Source organism: Diaphorobacter sp. LI3 (genome assembly GCF_022807955.1).
Classification (GTDB): domain Bacteria; phylum Pseudomonadota; class Gammaproteobacteria; order Burkholderiales; family Burkholderiaceae_C; genus Diaphorobacter; species Diaphorobacter nitroreducens.
The window spans coordinates 413,365-434,621 of record NZ_CP094346.1; the positions used below are offsets into that span (position 1 = coordinate 413,365).

The 21,257-nt window shown below is 64.1% G+C and carries 18 protein-coding genes; 10 read left to right on the top strand and 8 right to left on the bottom strand.

All coding sequences use genetic code 11. The annotated features are described in order from the left end of the window. Positions 1–7: 7 nt before the first annotated feature. Entirely contained in the window at positions 8–1,459 is a 1,452-nt protein-coding gene (locus MRB47_RS01985) for an NAD-dependent succinate-semialdehyde dehydrogenase (RefSeq protein WP_252101764.1), read from the top strand. 22 nt (positions 1,460–1,481) lie between these two features. Beyond that, on the top strand, positions 1,482–2,426 hold the full coding sequence (locus MRB47_RS01990; protein ID WP_252101765.1) for an EamA family transporter: 945 nt from the start codon (positions 1,482–1,484) through the stop codon (positions 2,424–2,426). Positions 2,427–2,621: 195 nt separating this feature from the next. Here the strand turns inward: MRB47_RS01990 and MRB47_RS01995 are convergent, their stop codons facing one another. Continuing rightward, entirely contained in the window at positions 2,622–3,500 is an 879-nt protein-coding gene (locus MRB47_RS01995; RefSeq protein WP_252101766.1) for a hypothetical protein, read from the bottom strand. Further along, positions 3,500–8,374, bottom strand: coding sequence for a hypothetical protein (locus MRB47_RS02000; RefSeq protein ID WP_252101767.1), 4,875 nt, complete (start codon positions 8,372–8,374; stop codon positions 3,500–3,502). The genes MRB47_RS01995 and MRB47_RS02000 overlap by 1 nt, the downstream gene beginning before the upstream one ends. Before the next feature lie 1,060 nt (positions 8,375–9,434). Here MRB47_RS02000 and MRB47_RS02005 point away from each other — a divergent pair. From MRB47_RS02005 to MRB47_RS02015, 3 genes are all read left to right on the top strand, one after another. Further along, entirely contained in the window at positions 9,435–9,764 is a 330-nt protein-coding gene (locus tag MRB47_RS02005) for a KGG domain-containing protein (protein ID WP_252101768.1), read from the top strand. A gap of 211 nt (positions 9,765–9,975) precedes the next feature. Continuing rightward, positions 9,976–10,437: a hypothetical protein gene (locus MRB47_RS02010; RefSeq protein ID WP_012655393.1), complete on the top strand. Its 462-nt coding sequence runs from the start codon at positions 9,976–9,978 to the stop codon at positions 10,435–10,437. Between the two features lie 62 nt (positions 10,438–10,499). Then, positions 10,500–11,663 (top strand): zinc-dependent alcohol dehydrogenase, encoded by a 1,164-nt coding sequence (locus MRB47_RS02015; RefSeq protein ID WP_252101769.1) that lies wholly within the window; start codon positions 10,500–10,502, stop codon positions 11,661–11,663. 132 nt (positions 11,664–11,795) lie between these two features. Here MRB47_RS02015 and MRB47_RS02020 read toward each other — a convergent pair whose 3' ends face one another. The 5 genes from MRB47_RS02020 to MRB47_RS02040 form a co-directional block, all read right to left on the bottom strand. Beyond that, complete coding sequence (locus tag MRB47_RS02020; RefSeq protein WP_252101770.1) at positions 11,796–12,305, bottom strand: DUF4142 domain-containing protein; 510 nt, start codon at positions 12,303–12,305, stop codon at positions 11,796–11,798. A gap of 126 nt (positions 12,306–12,431) precedes the next feature. Beyond that, complete coding sequence (locus MRB47_RS02025) at positions 12,432–13,199, bottom strand: class II glutamine amidotransferase (protein ID WP_012655396.1); 768 nt, start codon at positions 13,197–13,199, stop codon at positions 12,432–12,434. A 33-nt stretch (positions 13,200–13,232) separates the two neighbouring features. Next, positions 13,233–13,421 carry a 4-oxalocrotonate tautomerase gene (locus tag MRB47_RS02030; protein WP_011803799.1) on the bottom strand — a complete coding sequence of 63 codons (189 nt, stop codon included), beginning with the start codon at positions 13,419–13,421 and terminating at the stop codon, positions 13,233–13,235. A 23-nt stretch (positions 13,422–13,444) separates the two neighbouring features. Next, positions 13,445–13,681 carry a cysteine-rich CWC family protein gene (locus tag MRB47_RS02035; RefSeq protein ID WP_252101771.1) on the bottom strand — a complete coding sequence of 79 codons (237 nt, stop codon included), beginning with the start codon at positions 13,679–13,681 and terminating at the stop codon, positions 13,445–13,447. 106 nt (positions 13,682–13,787) lie between these two features. Continuing rightward, the gene (locus MRB47_RS02040) at positions 13,788–15,989 is read right to left on the bottom strand and encodes a malate synthase G (protein WP_252101772.1); all 2,202 of its coding nucleotides are present in this window, start codon (positions 15,987–15,989) and stop codon (positions 13,788–13,790) included. Between the two features lie 226 nt (positions 15,990–16,215). Here MRB47_RS02040 and MRB47_RS02045 point away from each other — a divergent pair, with 226 nt between their 5' ends. The 3 genes from MRB47_RS02045 to MRB47_RS02055 all read left to right on the top strand — a co-directional run bounded on the left by MRB47_RS02045 (position 16,216) and on the right by MRB47_RS02055 (position 18,314). Next, entirely contained in the window at positions 16,216–17,154 is a 939-nt protein-coding gene (locus MRB47_RS02045; protein ID WP_011803802.1) for a LysR family transcriptional regulator, read from the top strand. A 79-nt stretch (positions 17,155–17,233) separates the two neighbouring features. Further along, a complete protein-coding gene (locus tag MRB47_RS02050; protein WP_088887810.1) occupies positions 17,234–17,818 on the top strand; it encodes a DUF3016 domain-containing protein in 585 nt (194 codons plus the stop codon). Between the two features lie 40 nt (positions 17,819–17,858). After that, positions 17,859–18,314 (top strand): DUF2214 family protein, encoded by a 456-nt coding sequence (locus MRB47_RS02055; protein WP_252101773.1) that lies wholly within the window; start codon positions 17,859–17,861, stop codon positions 18,312–18,314. A gap of 100 nt (positions 18,315–18,414) precedes the next feature. Here MRB47_RS02055 and MRB47_RS02060 read toward each other — a convergent pair whose 3' ends face one another. Next, the gene (locus MRB47_RS02060) at positions 18,415–18,747 is read right to left on the bottom strand and encodes a PsiF family protein (protein ID WP_012655402.1); all 333 of its coding nucleotides are present in this window, start codon (positions 18,745–18,747) and stop codon (positions 18,415–18,417) included. A 125-nt stretch (positions 18,748–18,872) separates the two neighbouring features. Here MRB47_RS02060 and argS point away from each other — a divergent pair, with 125 nt between their 5' ends. Both argS and MRB47_RS02070 read left to right on the top strand, forming a co-directional pair. Beyond that, positions 18,873–20,576, top strand: coding sequence for an arginine--tRNA ligase (argS, locus tag MRB47_RS02065; protein WP_041835853.1), 1,704 nt, complete (start codon positions 18,873–18,875; stop codon positions 20,574–20,576). Between the two features lie 12 nt (positions 20,577–20,588). Then, entirely contained in the window at positions 20,589–21,215 is a 627-nt protein-coding gene (locus MRB47_RS02070; RefSeq protein WP_047349343.1) for an SPOR domain-containing protein, read from the top strand. Positions 21,216–21,257 lie beyond the last annotated feature (42 nt).

Below are 21,257 nucleotides of genomic sequence, written 5' to 3' on the forward strand. Positions count from 1 at the left end.
ATACCCCATGTTTTCACCTGAACTGCTGCGCACCGGCGCCTTGGTTGCTGGTGCCTGGATCGAATCGGGCGAACGCTACGCCGTGATCAACCCTGCCAATGGCGAGCAACTGGCCCAGGTTGTCCGATGTGATGCGCGACTGGCGAACGCCGGGGTCCAGGCTGCTGCGGCTGCCTTACCTTCGTGGCGCGCGACCACGGCCAAATACCGTGCGAGCATTCTGAACAAGTGGGCGGCCCTGATGATGCTCCATCAGGAGGAGCTGGCCGCCATCCTGACCGCCGAACAAGGCAAGCCTCTCGCGGAAGCGCGCGGCGAAGTCGCCTACGCCGCGAGCTTTCTCGAATGGTTCGCCGAGGAGGGAAAGCGCGCCTATGGCGACGTCATCCCCTCGCACAAGACGGATGCGCGCATACTCGTTCTGAAGGAGCCCGTGGGTGTCGTGGCTGCGATCACGCCCTGGAACTTCCCGTTGGCCATGGTGACACGCAAGCTCGGGCCTGCATTGGCCGCAGGGTGCACCGTGGTGCTGAAGCCCTCTGAAGAGACACCCCTGTCGGCGCACGCGCTGGCGGCACTCGCCATGCAAGCAGGTGTGCCAGATGGGGTCATCAACGTCGTCTCGGGCGATGCCGCTGCCATCGGCGAGGCCTGGATGCATAACGAGGTGGTCCGCAAGGTTTCCTTTACCGGTTCCACCCGGGTCGGCAAGCTGCTGATGCGCCAGGCGGCCGACACGCTGAAAAAGGTCTCCCTGGAGCTGGGCGGCAACGCACCGTTCATCGTTTTTGACGATGCAGACATCGATGCCGCCGTGGTCGGGGCGATGGCCTCGAAATTCCGCAACACGGGGCAGACCTGCGTGTGCGTGAACCGCTTTTACGTGCAGCAGGGTGTATACGAAGCCTTCACCACGCGGCTGGCCGATGTGGTGCGCCGGCTCAAGGTAGCGCCCGGCATCGAACCTGGCGCCGAACAAGGGCCGCTGATCAATCAAGCCGCCGTGGACAAGGTGCGCCGGCACGTTGCGGACGCCCGAGAGAAGGGTGCTCGCGTCCTGTGCGGTGGTGATGATCACGCGAGGGGCGGAACCTTCTACCAACCCACGGTGATCACCGAGGCGCGTGCCGACATGGCGATGGCGCAGGAGGAAACCTTCGGCCCCGTCGCGGCCTGCTACCGCTTCGAGACGGAAGACGAAGTGATCCGTATGGCCAATGCCACGAATGTGGGGCTGGCGGCCTATTTCTATAGCCGCGACATAGCCCGCGTGTGGTCGGTGGCGGAGCGGCTAGAGGTCGGCATGATCGGCATCAACGAGGGCCTGATCTCTACCGAGCTCGCTCCCTTTGGCGGCATCAAGGAGTCCGGCATCGGCCGAGAAGGATCGCGGTATGGCCTGGACGATTATATGGAAACCAAGTACGTGTTGATGGGCGGGCTGCGCGCACGCGGTTGACCTATCAGCAAAGGAAGAATCAATGAACTCTCGCACCAACTTCGGCTGGGTTGATTTCGGGGCTGCTTTTGGCGTCGTACTCATCTGGGGACTCAACTTCGTCGCGATGAAGTACGCCCTGCAAGCGCTGACGCCGTTTCAACTCGGCGCCGCGCGTTACGTTGTCGCCTCCTTGCCCTTGATTTTTCTTGTTCGCCGTCCCTCGGTGCACTGGAAATGGCTGTTGTTCTATGGCCTGTGTCAGGGTGTCGGCCAGTTCGGTTTGCTATTCATTGCCCTGAAGATCGGCATGACCGCGGCCCTCGCGTCCGTGTTGATGCAGACGCAGGTCTTCTACACCGTCATCTTCAGCTTCCTTTTCCTGCACGAACGACCCGGCCGCAACCTGCAGTTCGGCCTGGTGCTGGCCGCGCTGTCGCTGCTTTGCTTCGGCATCGGCGTCATGCGCGACACCGTGGGCGGGGTGACGGCTGCGGGCTTGGTGCTGAATCTTGGGGCCGCGTGCATGTGGGCCGTCTCGAATATCGTCGTGCGCAAGGCTCTGCAGAGCATCCCGAAGGGGCAAGCCAACGATGCGACCGCCTTTGTGATCTGGAGCTCTGTGGTGCCCATCGTTCCGTTCTGCATCCTCAGCTTGCTGATGGATCCGAGCCTGCAGGTTTACACCTTGCGGCATGCGAGCTGGCAGAGTTGGGTGGCCGTGCTCTATCTGGGCTGGTTTGCGACCATCATCTCTTATGCGATGTGGTCTGGCCTGCTAAAGCGCCACACCGCCAACCGCGTGGCGCCGCTGAGCCTGGGTGTGCCGGTCATCGGTCTGGCGGCCGGCGTCATTGTCCTCGGGGAAGTGATCACTCCTTGGCAATGGGCGGGCGCGAGTCTGACCATCCTGGCGCTGCTGTTCATCTTCCGACCCGAACCTGCACGCCCCGAGGCGATTAAAGGCCTCGCGGCGGTCAAAGAGTGAAGACTGGCATCGATTTTGTCAGTGAGGAGCGCTGTTCTTCAGCCCGTTGGTCGAAGCCGCAGCCCCCCTGATCCATTCCAAGCAAACTTGCTGCGGCAGCTTGGGTCAGGAATTCGAGGGAACTTCAAGAAGACGGCGGCTTGCAGATTTTGGCAGAGTTCGCGTCCGGGCAACCATTGTGACCTGATCATGAGCCTACTCGCCAAATAGCAACTGCTGAAAATCCTCAGAAGGCTGAGCCAACTCCTTGATGTTCAGAATGCAGGTGATGGTGAGCATCGAGCGGCCTGACGCCAGCTTGCGTTCGACTTGGACTTCGCACTTGACTGTTCGATGATGGAGCTGAGCCATCTCGAGTGCCTTGATTGCGCGCATGTCGTCAGAGGTGTCCAGGCAGAACGTGGCTTCTTCTGTCGCAGAGATAAACTCCGGCGCGTCCTTCCAGGAAAGTACTTCGCCGCGCACCTTCCCATCCTTCTCGTCGACCCCACGGGTCGGAACGAACTCGACGATCGTCTGACTGGAAATCAGAACCTCCTGCGGGACATGCTCGGCGAATCCGCCGACGGCAAGTGTTGCCTCTGCCAATTCCACCGACATCTCTGGCAAGCGCGCTTGACGCAGCATCTGCTCAGCCATGTCCGGATTTTGTGCGTGCTCTATTTCCTGGGAAATCTCATTGATACTAGGTCCTTTTCCTGCCTTGAAGGCCTTAAGTACGGCGCTAACGCGACTGCTTGCGTCGGCCAACTCCTGATCTGCCAGTTTGCGTAGCCCCGAGAGCAGGTCAACCCCCTTGGTCTTGGCGGAAGCTCCTGACAGTACATCCGGCTGTTGAGGCAAGACATAAAGAACAGCCAGTTGCTGCAGATCAGTCGACACGCAGGGAAGGTAATCAACCACGCGTTGTTCCCTCATGATCAAGCTGACCCGACGAGAAAGACGATCAACGTGAGAGGGAAGTTCAATGACGGGTACCCAAAGGGCACTTGGGCCGGCGCTTTTGATAAGTGCCCCGATCTGAAATCGCCCGGCAGCGATCTCTTTTTTTATGTAATCAATTTTCGGATTCATCATTTGCTCCTTTCAGTTGGCAGAAAAGCGGCGATTGCTGCGGCGCGAAACACATATCGGCTGATCGCCCCCACTGTTCGGGGAGACACTACGGCAGCAGTTGCTGGTTGGACATGAACACCCCACCGATGAGGGGAGGCAGAGGCGCGGAGAACGAGGCCAATTCCCGTTGCATCGAGGTGGGACCTCAGAGCGCTGCGCTGCTGCAATTCCATGTTCGCGGGCGCCGTGACGAACACCTTCCAGCTTTCTGGCAAGCACAGCGCCAGCAATTCCGCGGCCAGGTGCGATGACTCCGCAGACGGAAACTGGCCGAACCCTCGATCGTTGAAGCGGCTGACGATCAAGGCCAAGTCGCCGCCCTTGCTCTGTCGGAGTTCTTGGAGTTTTTGCCAACAAAGCACAGCGCGATCCGAGGAAAGCAGAGTGGGGCGTCGATCGCTACGCTGACGATAAGGATCCGGATGAATTGGGCGCCCCAACCCGGCCGCGACCGCGCGGAGCGCGACTCGAACATCGTCGTTGCCCACGCCGGTGAGCACTTGAGTTTCGCGGGTGCTGAGTCCATACCAGCGCCACAGCGTGGCCCACGCCAGCGATGCCGCGTGAGAGCGCGGGGACTCGACGTTCAACCCAAGCATCTTTGGTGCCAGCTCAGGCTCTGCAATGGATGAACGAAGCGGGGCGAGCTGGGACCGCAAAAAATTCCAGCTAGCGCAGTGATCAGTGACTGGCGCATGCTCGCGATGACGTGCCACGTCGATGGCCTGCGCAGTCCTCCCTGTCACGAACGCCATGAACCTCGAACTGATATCCAGACGGGCCTCGGTCTGCTGCAAGCGCAGCGAGAGTCGAACGGCGGCTCCAGCGTCGTAGTACTGCTGTGTCGTCGCAAATGTGGTGGAGTGCCTGGCGCGGCGCACCGCCAGGGCCATTGCTCGGCTCTTCTCGTGCAGTTGATTCGCCGTGTATGCCGGTGGTTCGAGCCATTCTCCAGTCGTCAGTGCTGTCAACATCTCGGGCAGAGGCGCCACGCCGTGTGTGACAGCAGATGCTCGCAGATCCCTTAAGGTGAACGTTGGAATTCCCGTTGCGTGTCGCAGTGCCCGGACGATCAACGTCTCCATGTCTCGGGCGATATCGGTGTCCTCGAATCCGAAGAGTTGAGCGGTGGCTCTCTTGCCCAGCGTGCGAGATTGCAGGCGTGCAATGTCAGATAAGCTGCTCCGCAAATCCGGAGACAGGATCGTGACCGACCCCCTGGACCCTGCTGTCTTCAGGTGCGCAAAGCCGCTGGTGTTGATGTGCACCAGCGCGCCATCAGCAGACACATCGCGCAGTGTCAGGTTGGATGCCTCGATCGGCCGGCAGCCGATGTCGGCCAGCAGGCGCATTTGCGCAACAGCCAGCTCCCTCCACGGAACCGTTTGGCGCTGAATCCATTCGGCCGCCCGCTGGATCTCGTGGTCAAAAACGACAACCGGCTGGCGCAGCGCGACAGACGACACACGCTGGCGATCAGGCAACAGTTTGGCGGGCACCGCGATGCCCTGGTGCCGCAGGAACGAGGTCAGGTGCATCAGGGCGCCGCTGACATCACTCAGTGTTTCGTCAGCGCGCCCGTCGCTCAGTGTGTTCCATGCATCCGTCCAGTCGTCTGGTTCGAACTCGTCGACGGGGATCGGAGCAGCCAGCACAGGTGACAAGATCGTGAGGTATTTGTACAGGGTGCTGGGCTTGATCGAGTTGTACGTGGGCGATACGCACTCGGAGATAACCCAATCACAGGCGAGGTGCAGGTTGTCGCTGGTGGGCGGCAGGGACCGCTGCAATGCCTCGACGATTTTGGCGAGAGATTTCTTGCGCCGTCCAGCCTCACCCAATTGCACCCGCTTGTTTGCAAAATGCCGAACAAACCGCACGAGATTCTTCATGGTGCGATTGCGGCGCCGTACCGGCTCGGCTGCAGGGGGTGACAGCAGAGAGGCCGGCTGCTCGTAGATGACTCTGGCGACATCCACTGCCGAAATCGACCGGGTGCTGGCAAACGCTGCAAACTGTTCCGTGGGTGCGGTATGCACGAGAGCCCAGTGCATCGCCAGCGTCGTGAGCAACGAGATGGGATCCGAAATCCGATCGACCTCCAGGTCAGGATCCAGCGTCCTGAGCAGCGCGCCGAGGTCAGCTGACAGATTGCCTGAGTTTGCCGCCGATGTCGAATCCCCGCGCAGGCGTGCCAGACATCCTTGCGTGAACGGTGACAGTGGCCGAAACGCCGTCACGACACCGTCGTGCGAGTTTTGTGCAAAGACAGCCTGCTTCACGCGCAGCGGCTGCTCCACCACTGCGCCCCGCAACGCCTCCAGCTCGCGCGAACTCACGATCAGGTCGAACACGATCATCGAGAGCGTCAGAGCGACCCCAGGTTCGACGCCCGTGAGATCAACCCTCAAGAAAGCCGAGCGCAATCGCGAAAAATATCGAGCGGCGGCCAGCGTTTCTTGTTCAAACGGACAGCGCTGCGTGTGGACGCTGGGCACAATCAGCAAATCCTGGGCTCGCAGCTTGGCCGCCAGGTAGTCATTCGTGGGGCGTTTCGGGTTGTAGATGGCCGCCGCGGGCGGCTGATTGAGGTCCCGTTCACGCACTGGCCCAAGGCCTACCAGGGGCGTCAGACCCAGTGGGTCAAACACCTGCTCTAGCGTGCCGAGGAGGTGGTCGCACACCTCGGTCGGTGCCAGGGTCCCCTGCAGGCCGAATGGCTCGGCCCCGGCAATGTGCCGTCCGCTCCATGCATTGATGGCAATGGATGGACAACCGCACAGCACCAGCTCTGAAAAACCAAAGTGCCGGCCGACGTTGACCGGCATGTCGAACGGCTCCAGCGCAGCGGCCAAATCCTCATGGGCGATGGGGGCGAGGTAGTAGCGACCGGTGCGGCGATGGCGGCGATACTGATAAAAGAGGGGGGTTGTCGCTGGGTCCAGTGTGCCGGCATTGATGCAGATGTCGCCGTTGTCGACGGCTTTTTGAAGGCGCTCAACCATCGCCCCCTGGTGAACCCTCAAGTGGCGAAGCGTCTGCCGCGTCACGCTCAGCAGCGGAACCAGACGTCGTGCGCTGTACTCATCCGACTCCTTGTCGCGGACCAGCGTCAAGCCGGTATCGAGGTCAACGTCGCTCCAAGTGGCCGCCTGCAGGCGGGAGCCGCGGTGTCCCGTCGTGACCACAAACAGGAGGGCACACGCCAGCTGGTACTGGTTTTGATATTCGATGGTGTCGGCGATGCGGCTGCGTTGCGGCAGCTTGATGCGCAGAGACTGCAGCGCTGATCCGATCCTTGTAAACACTGCGGCCAGTTGGGCGGTAGATCGATACTGCGGCGAGCCCACTTGGGATCGTGGCAGTTCTGTAATCGCTGGCGGTGTCAAACCGAGCGCGCGGCAGGCCAGACTGATGTTGTGAAGTATTTGGTGCTCTGAGATGGCCAGGTAAAAGTGGTCCGCCATCGGGCAGAGTCCCCAATCGCCGCTGATCTGGGCCGCGATAGTCGCGTTCACGCCCATATCGATCAGGAATAATCCGAGAGACCGCGAAAATCGAGACAATTTGGGGCCGTGTGATGTCGTGTCGCCCTCGTTGAGCAGCGTGAAAACGTCGCTCTCATTGATGCCATGCCGTTCGAGGTAGGTGCCGAATGGCATGAGCCGTTCATCCGCTGAAACAGACTGCGCAATGATTTGAGCGACCTCTGCGGGCAGGCCAATTCGGCGCCAGTCCGCCTTCTTGGCGTCGGATGTCTCATCCATGCGCGACGTGATCGCGCCGATGTTGCGCAGCAGGAATCCCCCATCCAGGTCGATCCAGGTGTCACCGTGTTCATGAAATCGGAGCTGGGCTAGCAGACGCAGGGGCAGGCCCGCCAGCAACATGAGCAGGCATGTGCCGGCGGTCAGGCGAGCTGACACGTCGCCCCCGCGCAAAAGGCGGGTCAGATGCACGGTGCAGTGCTTCAATTCATTGGGGTGCAGCGCATCCCAGCGCAGCGGCAACCCATACCCGTCGAGGCCTGGCAAGTGCGCGGCCTGCCTGATCTGCCAGCCGATGAAGTGGCCGTCGATTTCCTCTGGAGACAACCCACTGACGGTTTCTTGGAGTGTGGGTTGCTCGGTAGCATTTGGCGCACCGGTCGGGCAGGAGGCCTTCGGGGCAGTTGCGGGCGGAGTATCGGCTGGCGGATGATGGCGTGGGGTGGGTTGCGTCGCGTCCAGTTGTTGAGGGGGGCTCTCAAACGAAATCGTGGTCCAGATGTGCCGCAGTTTGTCGAGAAAAATTGCGGTCACGTCGGTAGTAGTGGCGATGGGTGTGGCGCCCGCAATCCCTCTCAATTGTTCGATTGGCTGGCGCGCCAGCTGACGCCACCCCCGCAAGCTTGCATCCGCCAGCTTGCGCCACCCTGCGCTCAAATCCTCCGGGATTGCCAGATTGCGGCTCCAGCTGTGATAGACGATCAGCGCCCACCAAGAAAGAAGTACCTGGCGTGCGGCGGGATGCAGATCGTTGGCCGGCTGCGTGAGGGCTGCCCGGCCCCTCTCGGTGAGGTTGGCTGCACATGCTGACTGTGTCGCGGCTTCAACCCAGTCCTGCGTTCTTTGGATTTGCTTCGCGAACTCCACCAGACCGCCAGCATTGGGGTTCTCCCTGAGCAGCTGTTGTACGCCTTGCGAGAGCGTCACAAGTGCGCGGCGTTGCTGATGCTGTCCCTGATCTTGTATGCACAACAGGCGAGCTAAGAATGGGGTGGATGGACGTGCGTTTCCCTCCAGAAAACTGGATGGAATATTCGACAGCGACGACACTTCGGGCGACAACAAGGGCGGCCTCCTGGTTCCGGTGACATTGGGTGGGTGGGGGGGATGAAGCGAATCAACGATGGGACGTCGACTCGCAGTTCCCGAAATGCGTCAGGAACGAAGGATGGCGCGAGCGCCAGTCGCGCAGCTCGCTAAGCGAAATGCGGATGTGGTCTGCTCTGGGCGTAGCAGGACGATTGCTCTCGAATTGAGAGCGAAATAGCTGCTCAGATGAAAACGCCAAGTCAAGCCACGGCTATGCTGGTTGGCATCACGCGATCAGCGTAGCCAAAGCTTAACGGCGATTGGGGACAGGGCGCACCTATCCTATGTTCTCACCCTGCAATGCAGCAAGATAAGACGGCTCAAAGCGCACAAGGAGGCGCACTATTCAATGCAGGAGTTGAGACTCCCGCAAAACCATTAAAGCCAGCAGCGGAGCGCGAACCCCCGGAAAAATGCAAGTCCTGGGTAGCCGCCTGGCTCGCATGGGACCAAAGGCCCATGCGGCTAATGACATGGTATCAGACGTTTTGAAAGGGCGGTGGAGGTCTTCGCTGATAAACAGCGAGCGACAAGAAATGTCTCGACGGCATAAATGAATGCGTGCACGAGAAGGAGACTGGAAAGATGGTGTGTGGTGGGCCAGACCAATGGTCGCTACTGACCCATACCCGGTCCGACGGCTGCGGCCCGATTGGACGCGTGAAACTTACATGTTTCGGCGTTAATCTGCGCATGACCATTGGTCTGGTGAGTGCGATCTTTGGGCCTAATTTTAATGAAATCAATGACTTACAGGTCTTGCTCCCGGGACAATTGGTCCCAAGCCCACTTTGTGTCATTCAAAGACGACTTAATGAGTGCTCTCCGAAGCCAAGGGTCGTGGGTTCGATCCCCGCCAGCCGCGCCACATTCCCCAGCCCTTGTTCCCAAGGGCTTTTTTGTTCCCACCGTCCATTCGTCAAGCCGCGCCTACGGACGGGTAGTCCCTAGCCTACGGTTGGCCCTTTGCAGTCCCCCGACAGTGAACTTCACACGGCAGTTTCCGTGTGACTTGTTCAACTTACCGGAGATGGAAATGGCAAACACCAATCAGGGCAACCAGAACCAAGGCAACCGCAATCAGAGCCAGGGGAGCCGGGACAACAACCAAGGGCAGTCGGGCTCGGGGCGCGGATTTGCCTCAATGGACCCCGACCGCCAGCGCGAGATCGCCGCAGAGGGGGGGCGTGCAGCGCACGCTTCGGGCAACGCCCACGAGTTCACATCGCAGGAAGCCCGCGCCGCGGGAGCCAAGAGCCATGGCGGTGGGGGCAACAACGCCTCTTCCGGCTCGGGCAATACCCGGGGCGGCAGGAGCGAGCAGCAGGCGCGCGCCGGCAGCCAGAGCCACAAGAACGACCGTTGAGTCTGGCACGGGATCGGAGGCCCGCAGTAGGCAGGGCCTTCGATCCAGCCGGTGCCCCGCGCGGATCGGCACGCGCGCTTGAGCCCCAAGCTGTCAGCCATATAAGCGTGCTCCTACATCCCGTACGAGGGCATGTCCGCAGGATGAGACGTTTCAAACATGATCGAACTCTGGTGGATACCGCATCTGGTCCGCACCCATAGGACTACCCATGACCACATCAACTCCCCATCCCTGGGGAACGAATCTGCAAAAAGCCCAGACCTTTCAACCGGATTGGGACAGTTACGTCGTCACGAAGGTCAAGCATGTGCGGGCGGCCTTGCTTTCCGGCATCGACACCTTCAGTGCGGAAGGCTTCACCGTGCCCATGGCCACCGGCTTCATCGAGCTGACGGGGATGCGCGCCGGGTCCTTCCGCACGTTTCTGAAGATCGGGTTTTCCGAGTCCAACCGCGTCATGCTGCCGACGTTCCAGTTGGTCGACAACGCGGCGGTGGGAACGCTGATCCTGCCTTCTCCCTGCTTCGGCTCGGCGCTCCAGTTCGTCAATAGTCCCATGGCCCATTTCCGCATCGGCGGCGATGGTCGCCGCAACGCGTTGGCAACGGACGTCACGCTGTTGAACAGCGCATTGATCGAAGCCGGCGAACCCGAAGGCATGGAAATCTGAACCCGCCACACAGCCCGGCGCGCCGTGCGCTCGCTGTCCCCGGCCGTTGACGGAGTGATCGCATGAAAGCTCTCACCTACCAAGGCGCCAAGGACGTGCGCGTGGAAAACGTGCCCGACCCCGTGCTGCTCGCGCAGGACGATGTGCTGCTGCGCGTCACCGCCACGGCCATCTGCGGCTCGGATCTGCACATCTACCGCGGAAAGATCCCTGGCATGAAGGATGGCGACATCCTCGGCCATGAATTCATGGGTATCGTGGAAGAGGTGGGCCCTGCAGTGACGGCGCTGCGCCCTGGTGATCGCGTGGTGGTGCCGTTCGTCATCGCCTGCGGGTCCTGCTTCTATTGCGACAAAACACTGTTCGCGGCCTGCGAGAACACCAATCCGGGACGCGGCGCCATCCTCAACAAAAAGAACGCCACCGCGGGTGCAGGGCTGTTCGGCTACAGCCACCTCTACGGCGGTTACCCCGGCGGGCAGGCCGAGTACGTGCGGGTGCCGCACGGCAACGTCGGGCCGCTGAAGGTGCCCCAGGTGCTGAGCGACGAGCAGGTGCTTTTCCTGTCCGACATCCTTCCCACCGGCTACCAGGCGGCGGTCAATGCGCAGATCGGGGCAGGCTCTTCTGTGGCGATCTTCGGCGCGGGACCGGTGGGGCTGATGAGCGCCCTGGCGGCGCGCTTCCTGGGCGCGGAGCAGATCTTCATGGTGGACCACAACGAGTACCGGTTGCAGTTTGCCCAGGCCACGTACGGCGTGGTACCCATCAACTTCGACCAGGACGAGGACCCGGCCGAAACCATTCTTTCGGCCACGGGTGGGCACGGCGTGGACGCCACGATCGACGCCGTGGGTTTCGAGGCCAAGGGCAGCGCGCTGGAGACGGCGCTCACCGCCGTGCGGCTGGAAGGTTCCAGCGGCAAGGCGCTGCGCCAGTGCATCGCCGCGACACGCCGCGGCGGAGTCCTCAGCGTGCCGGGGGTCTATGCTGGCTTCATCCACGGCTTCCTCTTCGGTGACGCCTTCGAGAAGGGGCTGACCTTCCGCATGGGGCAGACGCATGCGCAAAAGTACATGCCCCAGTTGCTGGAACACATCGCCAACGGCCGCATGCGGCCGGAGGTCATCATTTCCCACCGCATGAAGCTTGCCGATGCCGCGCGCGGCTATGAAATCTTCGAGAAGAAGGAAGAGGAGTGCCGCAAGGTGGTGTTGACGCCCTAGCGCGCTGCTACCCGCGCGTGCTGCTGCCCGCGTACGGTGAGGCCGGGCCAGGTTGGGCGGGCCACCGGCCGTCGGAGTCAGTCATCGCCTCCCTCCCGTGGGTGGCGATGCGGCCACCCATGGGCCGGGCCTTCATCGCTTGATCGAAACCGCCAAGTCTTCGGCGTGGTCCTTGTGTGCCTTGAGTTTCGGCAGCGCCTTGAGGGCGAAGGTCTGGATCTCCGGATCGTCTGCGTCTTTGCCGGCCGCCTCGAACAGCGCGATATCGTGGCGGTGGTCGTTAAGGCCCACCTGCGAGAGGAATTCCTGGTCGAAGTTCTGGGCCTTGGCGATCTGGTCCAGTTGCTTTTGTTTGTCGCCAGGGAGGGTGGTGGGCAGCGCGACGCCCTTGCGCGCTGCCAAGGCCCGGAGTTCGTCGTTGGCGGCAGTGTGGTCCTTCACCAGCATGGCGCCAAACGATTTCACTTCGTTAGCCGTAGCGCGGTTCTGTGCAAGCTTGCCGGCTTGGACCTCGTAGAGCCCGCCGGCGGCGGCCTGCGTCAGGAATTCGCGGTCTTTCGTGCTGGCATCGGCATGGGCCGCTGCGGCGAGCACCAGTCCGCAGGCTGCGGTCACCAGCCTGGCGGTGCAGATCTTTGGCATGGCTGTCCCCCTAGAAAAAAGGGCCAGTATCGGAACGGCCCTGCGAAGGGGCTGTCGGCCCGTGCAGGAGGGGCGGGTCAGCCGTCTCCTACCGCCACTGCAAGGCGGCTGCGCCGGCCGGGCCGCTCAGGCGGCCTGGCACTGGCCGTCCACGAACACCCGCATCTCCCCCGACTGGAAGGCGGTCCATTGCTCGTTGGAGGTCAGCGGCGCCGTGACGACCACGGCCACCTTGTCGTGGGGCGTGGTGTGCGCGGAGAAGTCCACGCGCAGGTCTTCATCGCACAGCTGGGCTTGGGAGAACGGGTGGCGGCGTTCGATGTAGTACAGGTGGGTGGACGCGTGCGCCCACAGCGCCTGCCCGTTGGACAGCAGGAAGTTGAAGGTGCCGTGGGGCGCAATGCGCGCCGCCAACTCGCGCAGCGTCAGCGTCAGCTCCTCGATGCTCGGCATGCCGGCGTGGGACTTGCTCAGCTCTTGCATCAGCCAGCAGAACACATGCTCGCTGTCGGTGGTGCCGACCGGGTGGAAGTGCGCGTGCAGGCGCGGACGGAAGTCCTTGAGGTCGCCGTTGTGCGCAAACACCCAGTAGCGCCCCCACAGCTCGCGCACGAAGGGGTGGCAGTTTTCCAGGCTCACCACGCCCTGGGTCGCCTTGCGGATGTGGGCGATGACGTTGCGGCTCTTGATGGGGTAGCGGCGGATCAGCTCCGCCACGGGTGAATCGGTGGCACGCTCATGGTCCACGAAGTGGCGCAGCCCGCGCCCCTCGAAGAAGGCGATGCCCCAGCCGTCCGTGTGGTCGGCCGTGTTGCCGGCGCGTTGCGCAAACCCCGTGAAGCTGAAGGTCACGTCGGTGGGCGTGTTGGCATTCATGCCAAGGAGCTGGCACATGGGCGATCGGCCTGTGGTGCGTTGGAGGGCGGCTTACTGCCGGTCCAGCCAGAGCTTGCCGCCCGTGGCCCAGTTCTCGCGCTTCACGTCCGTGATCAGGATGTCCACCGACTCGGGGGAGCCTCCCAGGATTTCGACGGACACGCGCGTGATCTCCTCGACCAGCTTGCGCTTTTGCTCGACGGTGCGGCCTTCCATCATCTCGATGTGGTACGTGGGCATGGTGTTGGGATTCCGGTTGGGGTTCAGGGGTTGGGAACGACGGGTGCCGGGGCCTGCGGCGCAGCGGGCTGTTCGCGGGCACACAGCGGGCAGATGCACGCGCGGCCGCGCGCCTCGGCGGGCAGGCGCGCCAGCGCGTCGCGCGAAACGCTCTCGTGCATGCACCAGCATTGCTGCGCCGGCAACCCGGCGGCCACGGCGCAACCGTTGGATTGGCCGCACAGCGGGCAGTGCGTGGTGGTGGGAGCGGCGGTGGGCATGGGGGAGAGTGTACGAAAGCACAACGGCACCCGCGGGTGCCGTTGTGGTCAAAATGGCCCCTGGCGCCCGTCCATCAAGCGCTAGCAGCTATTATTTGAATAGCAATCAAGCCTTCTTCTGCGCGGCCTTCACCTTCTGGCGCCAGGCGTGCAGCAGCGGCTCGGTGTAGCCGCTGGGCTGCTCTACGCCCTTGAACACCAGGTCGCAGGCGGCCTGGTAGGCCATGGACTCGGCAAAGCGGCCGTGCATGCGCTGGTACAGCGGGTCGCCGCTGTTTTGCTGGTCCACCTTGGCGGCCATGCGCTCAAACGTGGCGCGCACCTGGCCTTCGGTCACCACGCCGTGCAGCAGCCAGTTGGCCACGTGCTGGCTGGAGATGCGCAGCGTGGCGCGGTCTTCCATCAAGCCGATGTCGTTGATGTCCGGCACCTTGGAGCAGCCCACGCCCTGGTCGATCCAGCGCACCACGTAGCCCAGGATGCCCTGGATGTTGTTGTCCAGCTCCTGCTGCTTCTCCACGTCGGACCAGTTCGGGTTGCTGCTCACGGGCACGGTGAGCAGGCCGGTCAGCAGGTTGTCGCGCTCGGCCTCGGCGTCCACCTTCAGCAGCTCGGCTTGCACGGCGGCCACGTTGACCTGGTGGTAGTGCAGCGCGTGCAGCGTGGCGCCCGTGGGGTTGGGCACCCAGGCAGTGTTGGCGCCGGCCTTGGGATGGGCGATCTTCTGCTCCAGCATGGCCTTCATCAGGTCGGGTGCGGCCCACATGCCCTTGCCGATCTGCGCGCGGCCGGACAGGCCCATGGACAGGCCCACCAGCACGTTGTTGCGCTCGTAGGCCTGGATCCAGGCGCTGCTCTTCATGTCGCCCTTGCGGATCATGGGGCCGGCCTGCATAGCGGTGTGCATCTCGTCGCCGGTGCGGTCCAGGAAGCCGGTGTTGATGAAGGCCACGCGCGCCGGAGCGGCAGCAATGCAGGCCTTCAGGTTCACGCTGGTGCGGCGCTCTTCGTCCATGATGCCCAGCTTCACGGTGTTGGCGGGCAGGCCCAGCACCTGCTCCACGCGGCCGAACAATTCGTTGGCAAACGCCACTTCGGCCGGGCCGTGCATCTTGGGCTTGACGATGTAGACGCTGCCGGTGCGGCTGTTGCGGATGCCGCCCGCTCCGCCCTTGAGGTCGTGGATGGCGATGGCCGTGGTGACCATGGCGTCCAGGATGCCCTCGGGGATCTCCTTGCCCTCGCCGCCCCACAGGATGGCGGGGTTGGTCATCAGATGCCCCACGTTGCGCACGAACATCAGCGAGCGGCCGTGCAGCTTCACGGGCTTGCCGTCGGCGCCGGTGTATTCGCGGTCGGGGTTCAGGCCGCGCGTGACCTGCTTGCCGCCCTTGTCGAAGGTGTCGGTCAGCGTGCCCTTGAGGATGCCCAGCCAGTTGCTGTAGCCCAGCACCTTGTCCTCGGCGTCCACGGCGGCCACCGAGTCTTCCAGGTCCAGGATGGTGGACAGCGCAGCTTCCACCACCACGTCGGCCACGCCAGCGGCGTCGCCCTTGCCGATGGGGGTGTTGCGGTCCACGCGGATGTCGATGTGCAGGCCGTTGTTCACCAGCAGCACGGACGATGGCTCGGCCGCATTGCCCTGGTAGCCCACGAACTGGGCCGCGTTCTTCAGGCCGGTGGTGGCACCGCCCTGGAGCGTGACGGCCAGCGTGCCGCCCTCGACCTTGTAGGCCGTGGCGTCCTTGTGCGAGCCGCTGGCCAGCGGGGCCGCCTGGTCCAGAAAGTCGCGTGCGAATGCAATGACCTTGGCGCCGCGCACGGGGTTGTAGCCCTTGCCCTTTTCTGCGCCGCCTTCTTCGCCGATCACGTCGGTGCCGTACAGCGCGTCATACAGCGAGCCCCAGCGCGCGTTGGCGGCGTTCAGGGCGTAGCGTGCGTTCAGGATGGGCACCACCAGCTGCGGGCCGGCCTGGATGGCCAGCTCGGCATCCACGTTAGTGGTGGTGGCCTGCGCGCCCTTGGGGGGCTCGACCAGGTAGCCGATCTGGCTCAGGAAGGCGCGGTAGCCTGCCATGTCCTGGATGGGGCCCGGGTTGGCCTTGTGCCAGGTGTCCAGTTCCTTTTGCAGGCGGTCGCGTTCGGCCAGCAGGGCCGCGTTCTTGGGCGCCAGGTCGGCCACGAGGGCATCGAAGCCCTTCCAGAAGGCGGCCGGCTCGACGCCGGTGCCCGGCAGCACCTGCTCGTTGATGAAGGCGTGCAGTTCGTTGGCCACCTGCAGGCCGTGGACGTGGGTACGTGCGGTCATGAGAAACCCCCTAGCGGTAATTGAAAAGCCGTGGCCCATGGCGGAGCCTTGCATGCCACTGTATTGGAAATATTTCCATTAATAAATCGCGCACATATCTCTTAACCAATGACTTTTTTGCAAAGGTTGGCACACTCCGCATGGGGAGTGCGGTGCATGCTTTCATGAAATTGATAGCTGCTTGCGCTTGCTGTATAAGGCTTGAAGCCTGATTTGGCTTGTATTCATGGACAAACTCAAAGCGTTCGAGTCATTCGTGTCGGTGGCCACGCGGGGCAGTCTCACCGCCGCCGCCAAGGCCGAGGGCGTGGCCCCGGCCATCATGGGGCGGCGCCTGGACGCGCTGGAGGAGCACCTGGGCGTGAAGCTGCTGGTGCGCACCACGCGGCGCATCTCGCTCACGCACGAGGGCAGCGCCTTTCTGGAGGACTGCCAGCGCCTGCTGTCCGATGTGGCCAACGCCGAGGCCAGCGTATCCGCCGGCGGCGTGAAGGCCACGGGGCATCTGCGCGTCACTGCACCCGCCGGCTTTGGCCGGCGCCATGTGGCGCCCCTGGTGCCGCGCTTTCATGACCTGCACCCCGAGGTGACCCTCTCGCTGAACCTGAGCGACCGCGTGGTGGACCTGGCGGGCGAGGGCTACGACTGCGCCGTGCGCGTGGGCGACCTGCCCGACTCGTCCCTGGTCAGCGTGCGCATGGCGGACAACCGTCGCCTGTGCGTGGCCACGCCCCAGTACCTGCAGCGGCGCGGCACACCCACTCACCCGGGCGAGTTGGCCCAGCACGACTGCCTGACCCTCTCCAGCGATGCCTCGCAAACGCGCGGCTGGGCGTTTCGCGTGCCGGTGGCCGGCGGTGGTGGTGCCACCGAGGTCGTGCACTTCAAGCCGGGCGGGCCCCTCGATTGCTCCGACGGCCAGGTACTGCACGACTGGTGCCTGGGCGGCTGGGGCATCGCCTGGCGCAGCACCTGGGAGGTGGAGTCCGAGATCGCGGCCGGCCGCCTGGTGGCGGTGCTGGAGGAGTTCGCCGCGCCGCCCAACGGCATCTATGTCGTCTTTCCCCAGCGCAAGCACCTGCCGCTGCGCGTGCGGCTGTGGATCGAGTACCTGAAGCACCATTACGCGCAGCCCGAATTCTGGGCACGGCCCGCCTCTGTCTGACATGAACGCGGGGCACAATGCCGCGGCATTCCTCCCGCCGGGCCGCCATCATGTCGGGGCCCACCGTACAGGAGCTTTCATGCGCATTCCCATTCTTTCTGTTCTCCCCGCGTTGCCCGCCGCTCGCTGGATGCTGGCCGTCATGGCGCTGGCCCTGGTCGCCGGCTGCGCCTTGCCCGCCTGGCACGCGGAAACCACGCCGCGCGCGCACGGGGTGCCGGCCGGCATGGTCAGTGTCACCTACGCGGATCCGGCCGGCTTTGCCGAGGCGCGCGAGCAAACCCCGCACGAGCCCGCCGCGGCCCGGCGTGCCTGGATGGATGCGCTGTGCGAGCACCTGGCCGAGCGCGTGGCCGCAGCCTTGCCGGAGGGCGAGCGCGCGGAGGTGCACATCACCGACGTGCGCCGCGCCGGTGCATTCGAGCCCGCGGCGGGGGCCACCGCCCAGGCGGTGCGCGTGGTGCGCGACGTGCATCCGCCGCGCATCGCGCTGGAGTTCAAGCGCCTCTCGCCTGACGGCCGTACCTTGGCCGAAGGCAGTCGCACGCTGCCGGGCTTGGCATTCCAGATGCGCGGGGACCGCTATCCTGGCGACAAGCTGCGCCACGAAAAGACGCTGATCGACGATTGGGTGGCGCGGGAGTTCTCCGCGCGCCGCCCCTGACCTGTGCGCGCCGCGCGCGCAACCTGCTGAAAGGAAACCCGTGACCACCGAAGCCCTGCTCGCCTATGCCCACATCTTGGCCTTCCTCATGGCCGCTACCTTCCTCGCCAGCGAAACCGCGCTGTGCCGCAAGGAGTGGATGAACGCGGCCGCAGTCGAGCGGCTGGCGCGGGTGGACATGCTGTACGGTATCTCGGCGCTGCTGGTGCTGGTCACCGGGCTGGCGCGCACCTGGTGGGGCATGAAGGGCGGGGCGTGGTACTGGTCGCAGCCGCTGCTGCATGCCAAGGTCACGTTGTTCGTGGCGATCGGGCTGATGTCCATCGTCCCGACCATGCGTTTCCTGCGCTGGCGCCGCGCGGTGCGCGCCGGCGGCGCGCTGCCCTCGGATGACCAGGTGCGCAGCACGCGCCGTCTGGTGATGATCGAGGCCCATCTGCTGGCGCTGATTCCGCTGTTGGCCGTCTTCCTGGCACGCGGCGTGGGCACGCGCTGAGCGCCGAGGGAAGGGCAAAAAAAGAAACCCCGCGGGCGGCAGGCGCGCGGGGTTTGCTCGTGCAGGCCCGATGGGCGGGCCCGTGCGGTGCGTCGGTCCTTTAGCTGGCCGCGCCGCTCAGGCACTCTTTCATGAAGGCCTTGCGGGCGTCGCCCTTGAGGTTCTTCGCACCGGCGTCCGCGTTGCAGCTCTTCATCTTGTCCTGCTGGGTGGACGCCTTGTTGCCGCTCAGGCACTCCTTCATGAAAGCTTTGCGTTCGTCGCCCTTGAGGTTCTTGGCGCCGGCGTCGGCATTGCAGGTCTTCATGCGCGTCTGCTGCGCCGTGGGCGCCTTGGCGGGGGCGGAGGCGCCGGCCGCGGGGGCGTCCGCAGCGTGTGCGGCGAACGAAAGGGCAAAGCCGGCAGCGGCCAACAGGGGAAGCAGTTTCTTCATGTAATGCTCCTGCAAAAAAGGAAAAGGTGAATGCGCCCGCCGGCAACGCAGTGCCCCACGGGCCACCCAGCATAACGCCGGGCGGTCACGAATGGATGACGGGTCGGCCCGTAGAATCCGCCCCCATGCTCTCCGTCAAACAGGAATTGCTCGCGGCGCTGGCCGACGAGCTGGAAAAGGTGTCGCCCGGCGCAGGCAGCCGCGCGGCCTTCGAATCTCCCAAGGTCGCTGCTCATGGCGACCTCGCGTGCACGGCCGCCATGCAGCTGGCCAAGCCCCTCAAGCAAAATCCCCGCGCACTGGGCGAACAGCTACAGGCCGCGCTGGAGGCCACGCCCGCGTTCCAAAAATGGGTGCAGGCCATCGAGATCGCCGGCCCCGGTTTTCTGAACATCCGCCTCAAGCCCGCCGCCAAGCAGCAGGTGGTGCACGAGGTGCTGGCGCAAGGCGCGCAATATGGTTACCAGCCGGCGCGCGGCGAGAAAGTCCTGGTGGAGTTCGTCTCCGCCAACCCCACCGGCCCGCTGCACGTCGGTCACGGCCGCCAGGCCGCCATCGGCGACGCCATCAGCCATCTGTACGCCACCCAGGGCTGGAGCGTGCACCGCGAGTTCTATTACAACGACGCGGGCGTGCAGATCGACACCCTCACCAAGAGCACGCAACTGCGCGCCAAGGGCTTCAAACCGGGGGATGACTGCTGGCCCACCGACGCGGACAACCCGCTGGCCAAGAATTTCTACAACGGCGACTACATCCAGGACATCGCCGACGCCTTCCTCGCCAAGGCCACCGTCCAGGCCGATGACCGCGCGTTCACGGCGAATGGCGATGTCGAGGATTACGAGAACATCCGCCAGTTCGCCGTGGCCTACCTGCGCAATGAGCAGGACAAGGATCTGCAGGCCTTCAACCTCCAATTCGACCAGTACTACCTGGAGTCCAGCCTCTACGCCAACGGCCATGTGGACGCCACCGTGCAGCGCCTCGTCGCCAACGGCAAGACCTACGAGCAGGACGGCGCGCTGTGGCTCAAGTCCACCGACTACGGGGACGACAAGGACCGCGTCATGCGCAAGCAGGACGGCACGTACACCTACTTCGTGCCTGACGTGGCCTACCACATCCAGAAGTTCCAGCGCGGCTTCACCAAGGTGGTGAACATCCAGGGCACGGACCACCACGGCACTATCGCGCGCGTGCGCGCCGGCCTGCAGGCGGCGGACGTGGGCATCCCCCAGGGCTACCCCGATTACGTGCTGCATACCATGGTGCGCGTGGTGCGCAATGGCGAGGAGGTCAAGATCAGCAAGCGCGCCGGCAGCTACGTGACGCTGCGCGACCTGATCGAGTGGACCAGCAAGGACGCGGTGCGTTTCTTCCTGCTGTCGCGCAAGCCCGACACCGAATACACCTTCGACGTCGACCTGGCCGTGGCGCAGAACAACGACAACCCCGTGTATTACGTGCAGTACGCCCACGCGCGCATCTGCTCGGTGCTGCGTGGCTGGCGCGAGGACTACGACGTGGCCGCGCTGCGCGATGTGGACCTGTCGCCGCTGGAAGGCCCGCAGGCCCAGGCGCTGATGCTGCTGCTCGCCAAGTATCCCGAGATGCTCACCGCGGCCGCGGCCGGCAATGCGCCGCACGACGTGACCTTCTACCTGCGCGACCTGGCCGCCGCCTACCACAGCTATTACGACGCCGAACGCATTCTGGTGGACGACGAGGCCGTCAAGCAGGCGCGGCTGGCGCTCGTCGCGGCCACAGCGCAGGTATTGCACAATGGATTGGCGGTGCTGGGCGTGTCTGCGCCAGCCAGAATGTAAGTGACCACTGATATGAAGAAACAGCAACGCGGCGGCACCATCGTGGGCTTCATCCTCGGGGTGATCGTGGGCCTGGGAGCCGCGCTGGCCGTGGCCGTGTATGTGACCAAGGTGCCCGTGCCCTTCCTGAACAAGAGCACGCCGCGTGCGTCCGAGCAGGACGAGGCCACGAAGAACAAGAACTGGGACCCCAACGCGCCGTTGTACGGCAAGAACCCTGTGCGCCCTGCCGCGCCGGCTGCCGCTCCCGCGTCCGACACCGCGACCGCCGCAGCCCAGCCTGCGTCGGGTCCGCGGGCGGCGGCCAGCCGGCCCGGCGCGGCACCGACATCGGCCGACCCGCTGGGCGACTTGGCCCGCGCCAAGGCCAACGCGGCGCCCGCTCCCGCGACCAGTGCCGATCCTTTCGAATACTTCGTGCAGGCGGGCGCGTTCCGCACCCAGCAGGATGCCGATGCGCAGCGCGCCAAGCTGGCCATGCTGGGCTGGGAGGCGCGCGTCAGCGAGCGCGAGCAGAACGGCCGCACGGTGTTCCGCGTGCGCGTGGGCCCGTTCGGCAAGCGTGACGACGCCGAGTCGCTGAAGGAAAAACTCGATGGCGCGGGGGTGGAGTCCGCGCTGGTCCGGGTGCAGCGCTGAACTTTTGCCCGCGCTGGCGCTCACAACCCTCCATACTGTCCA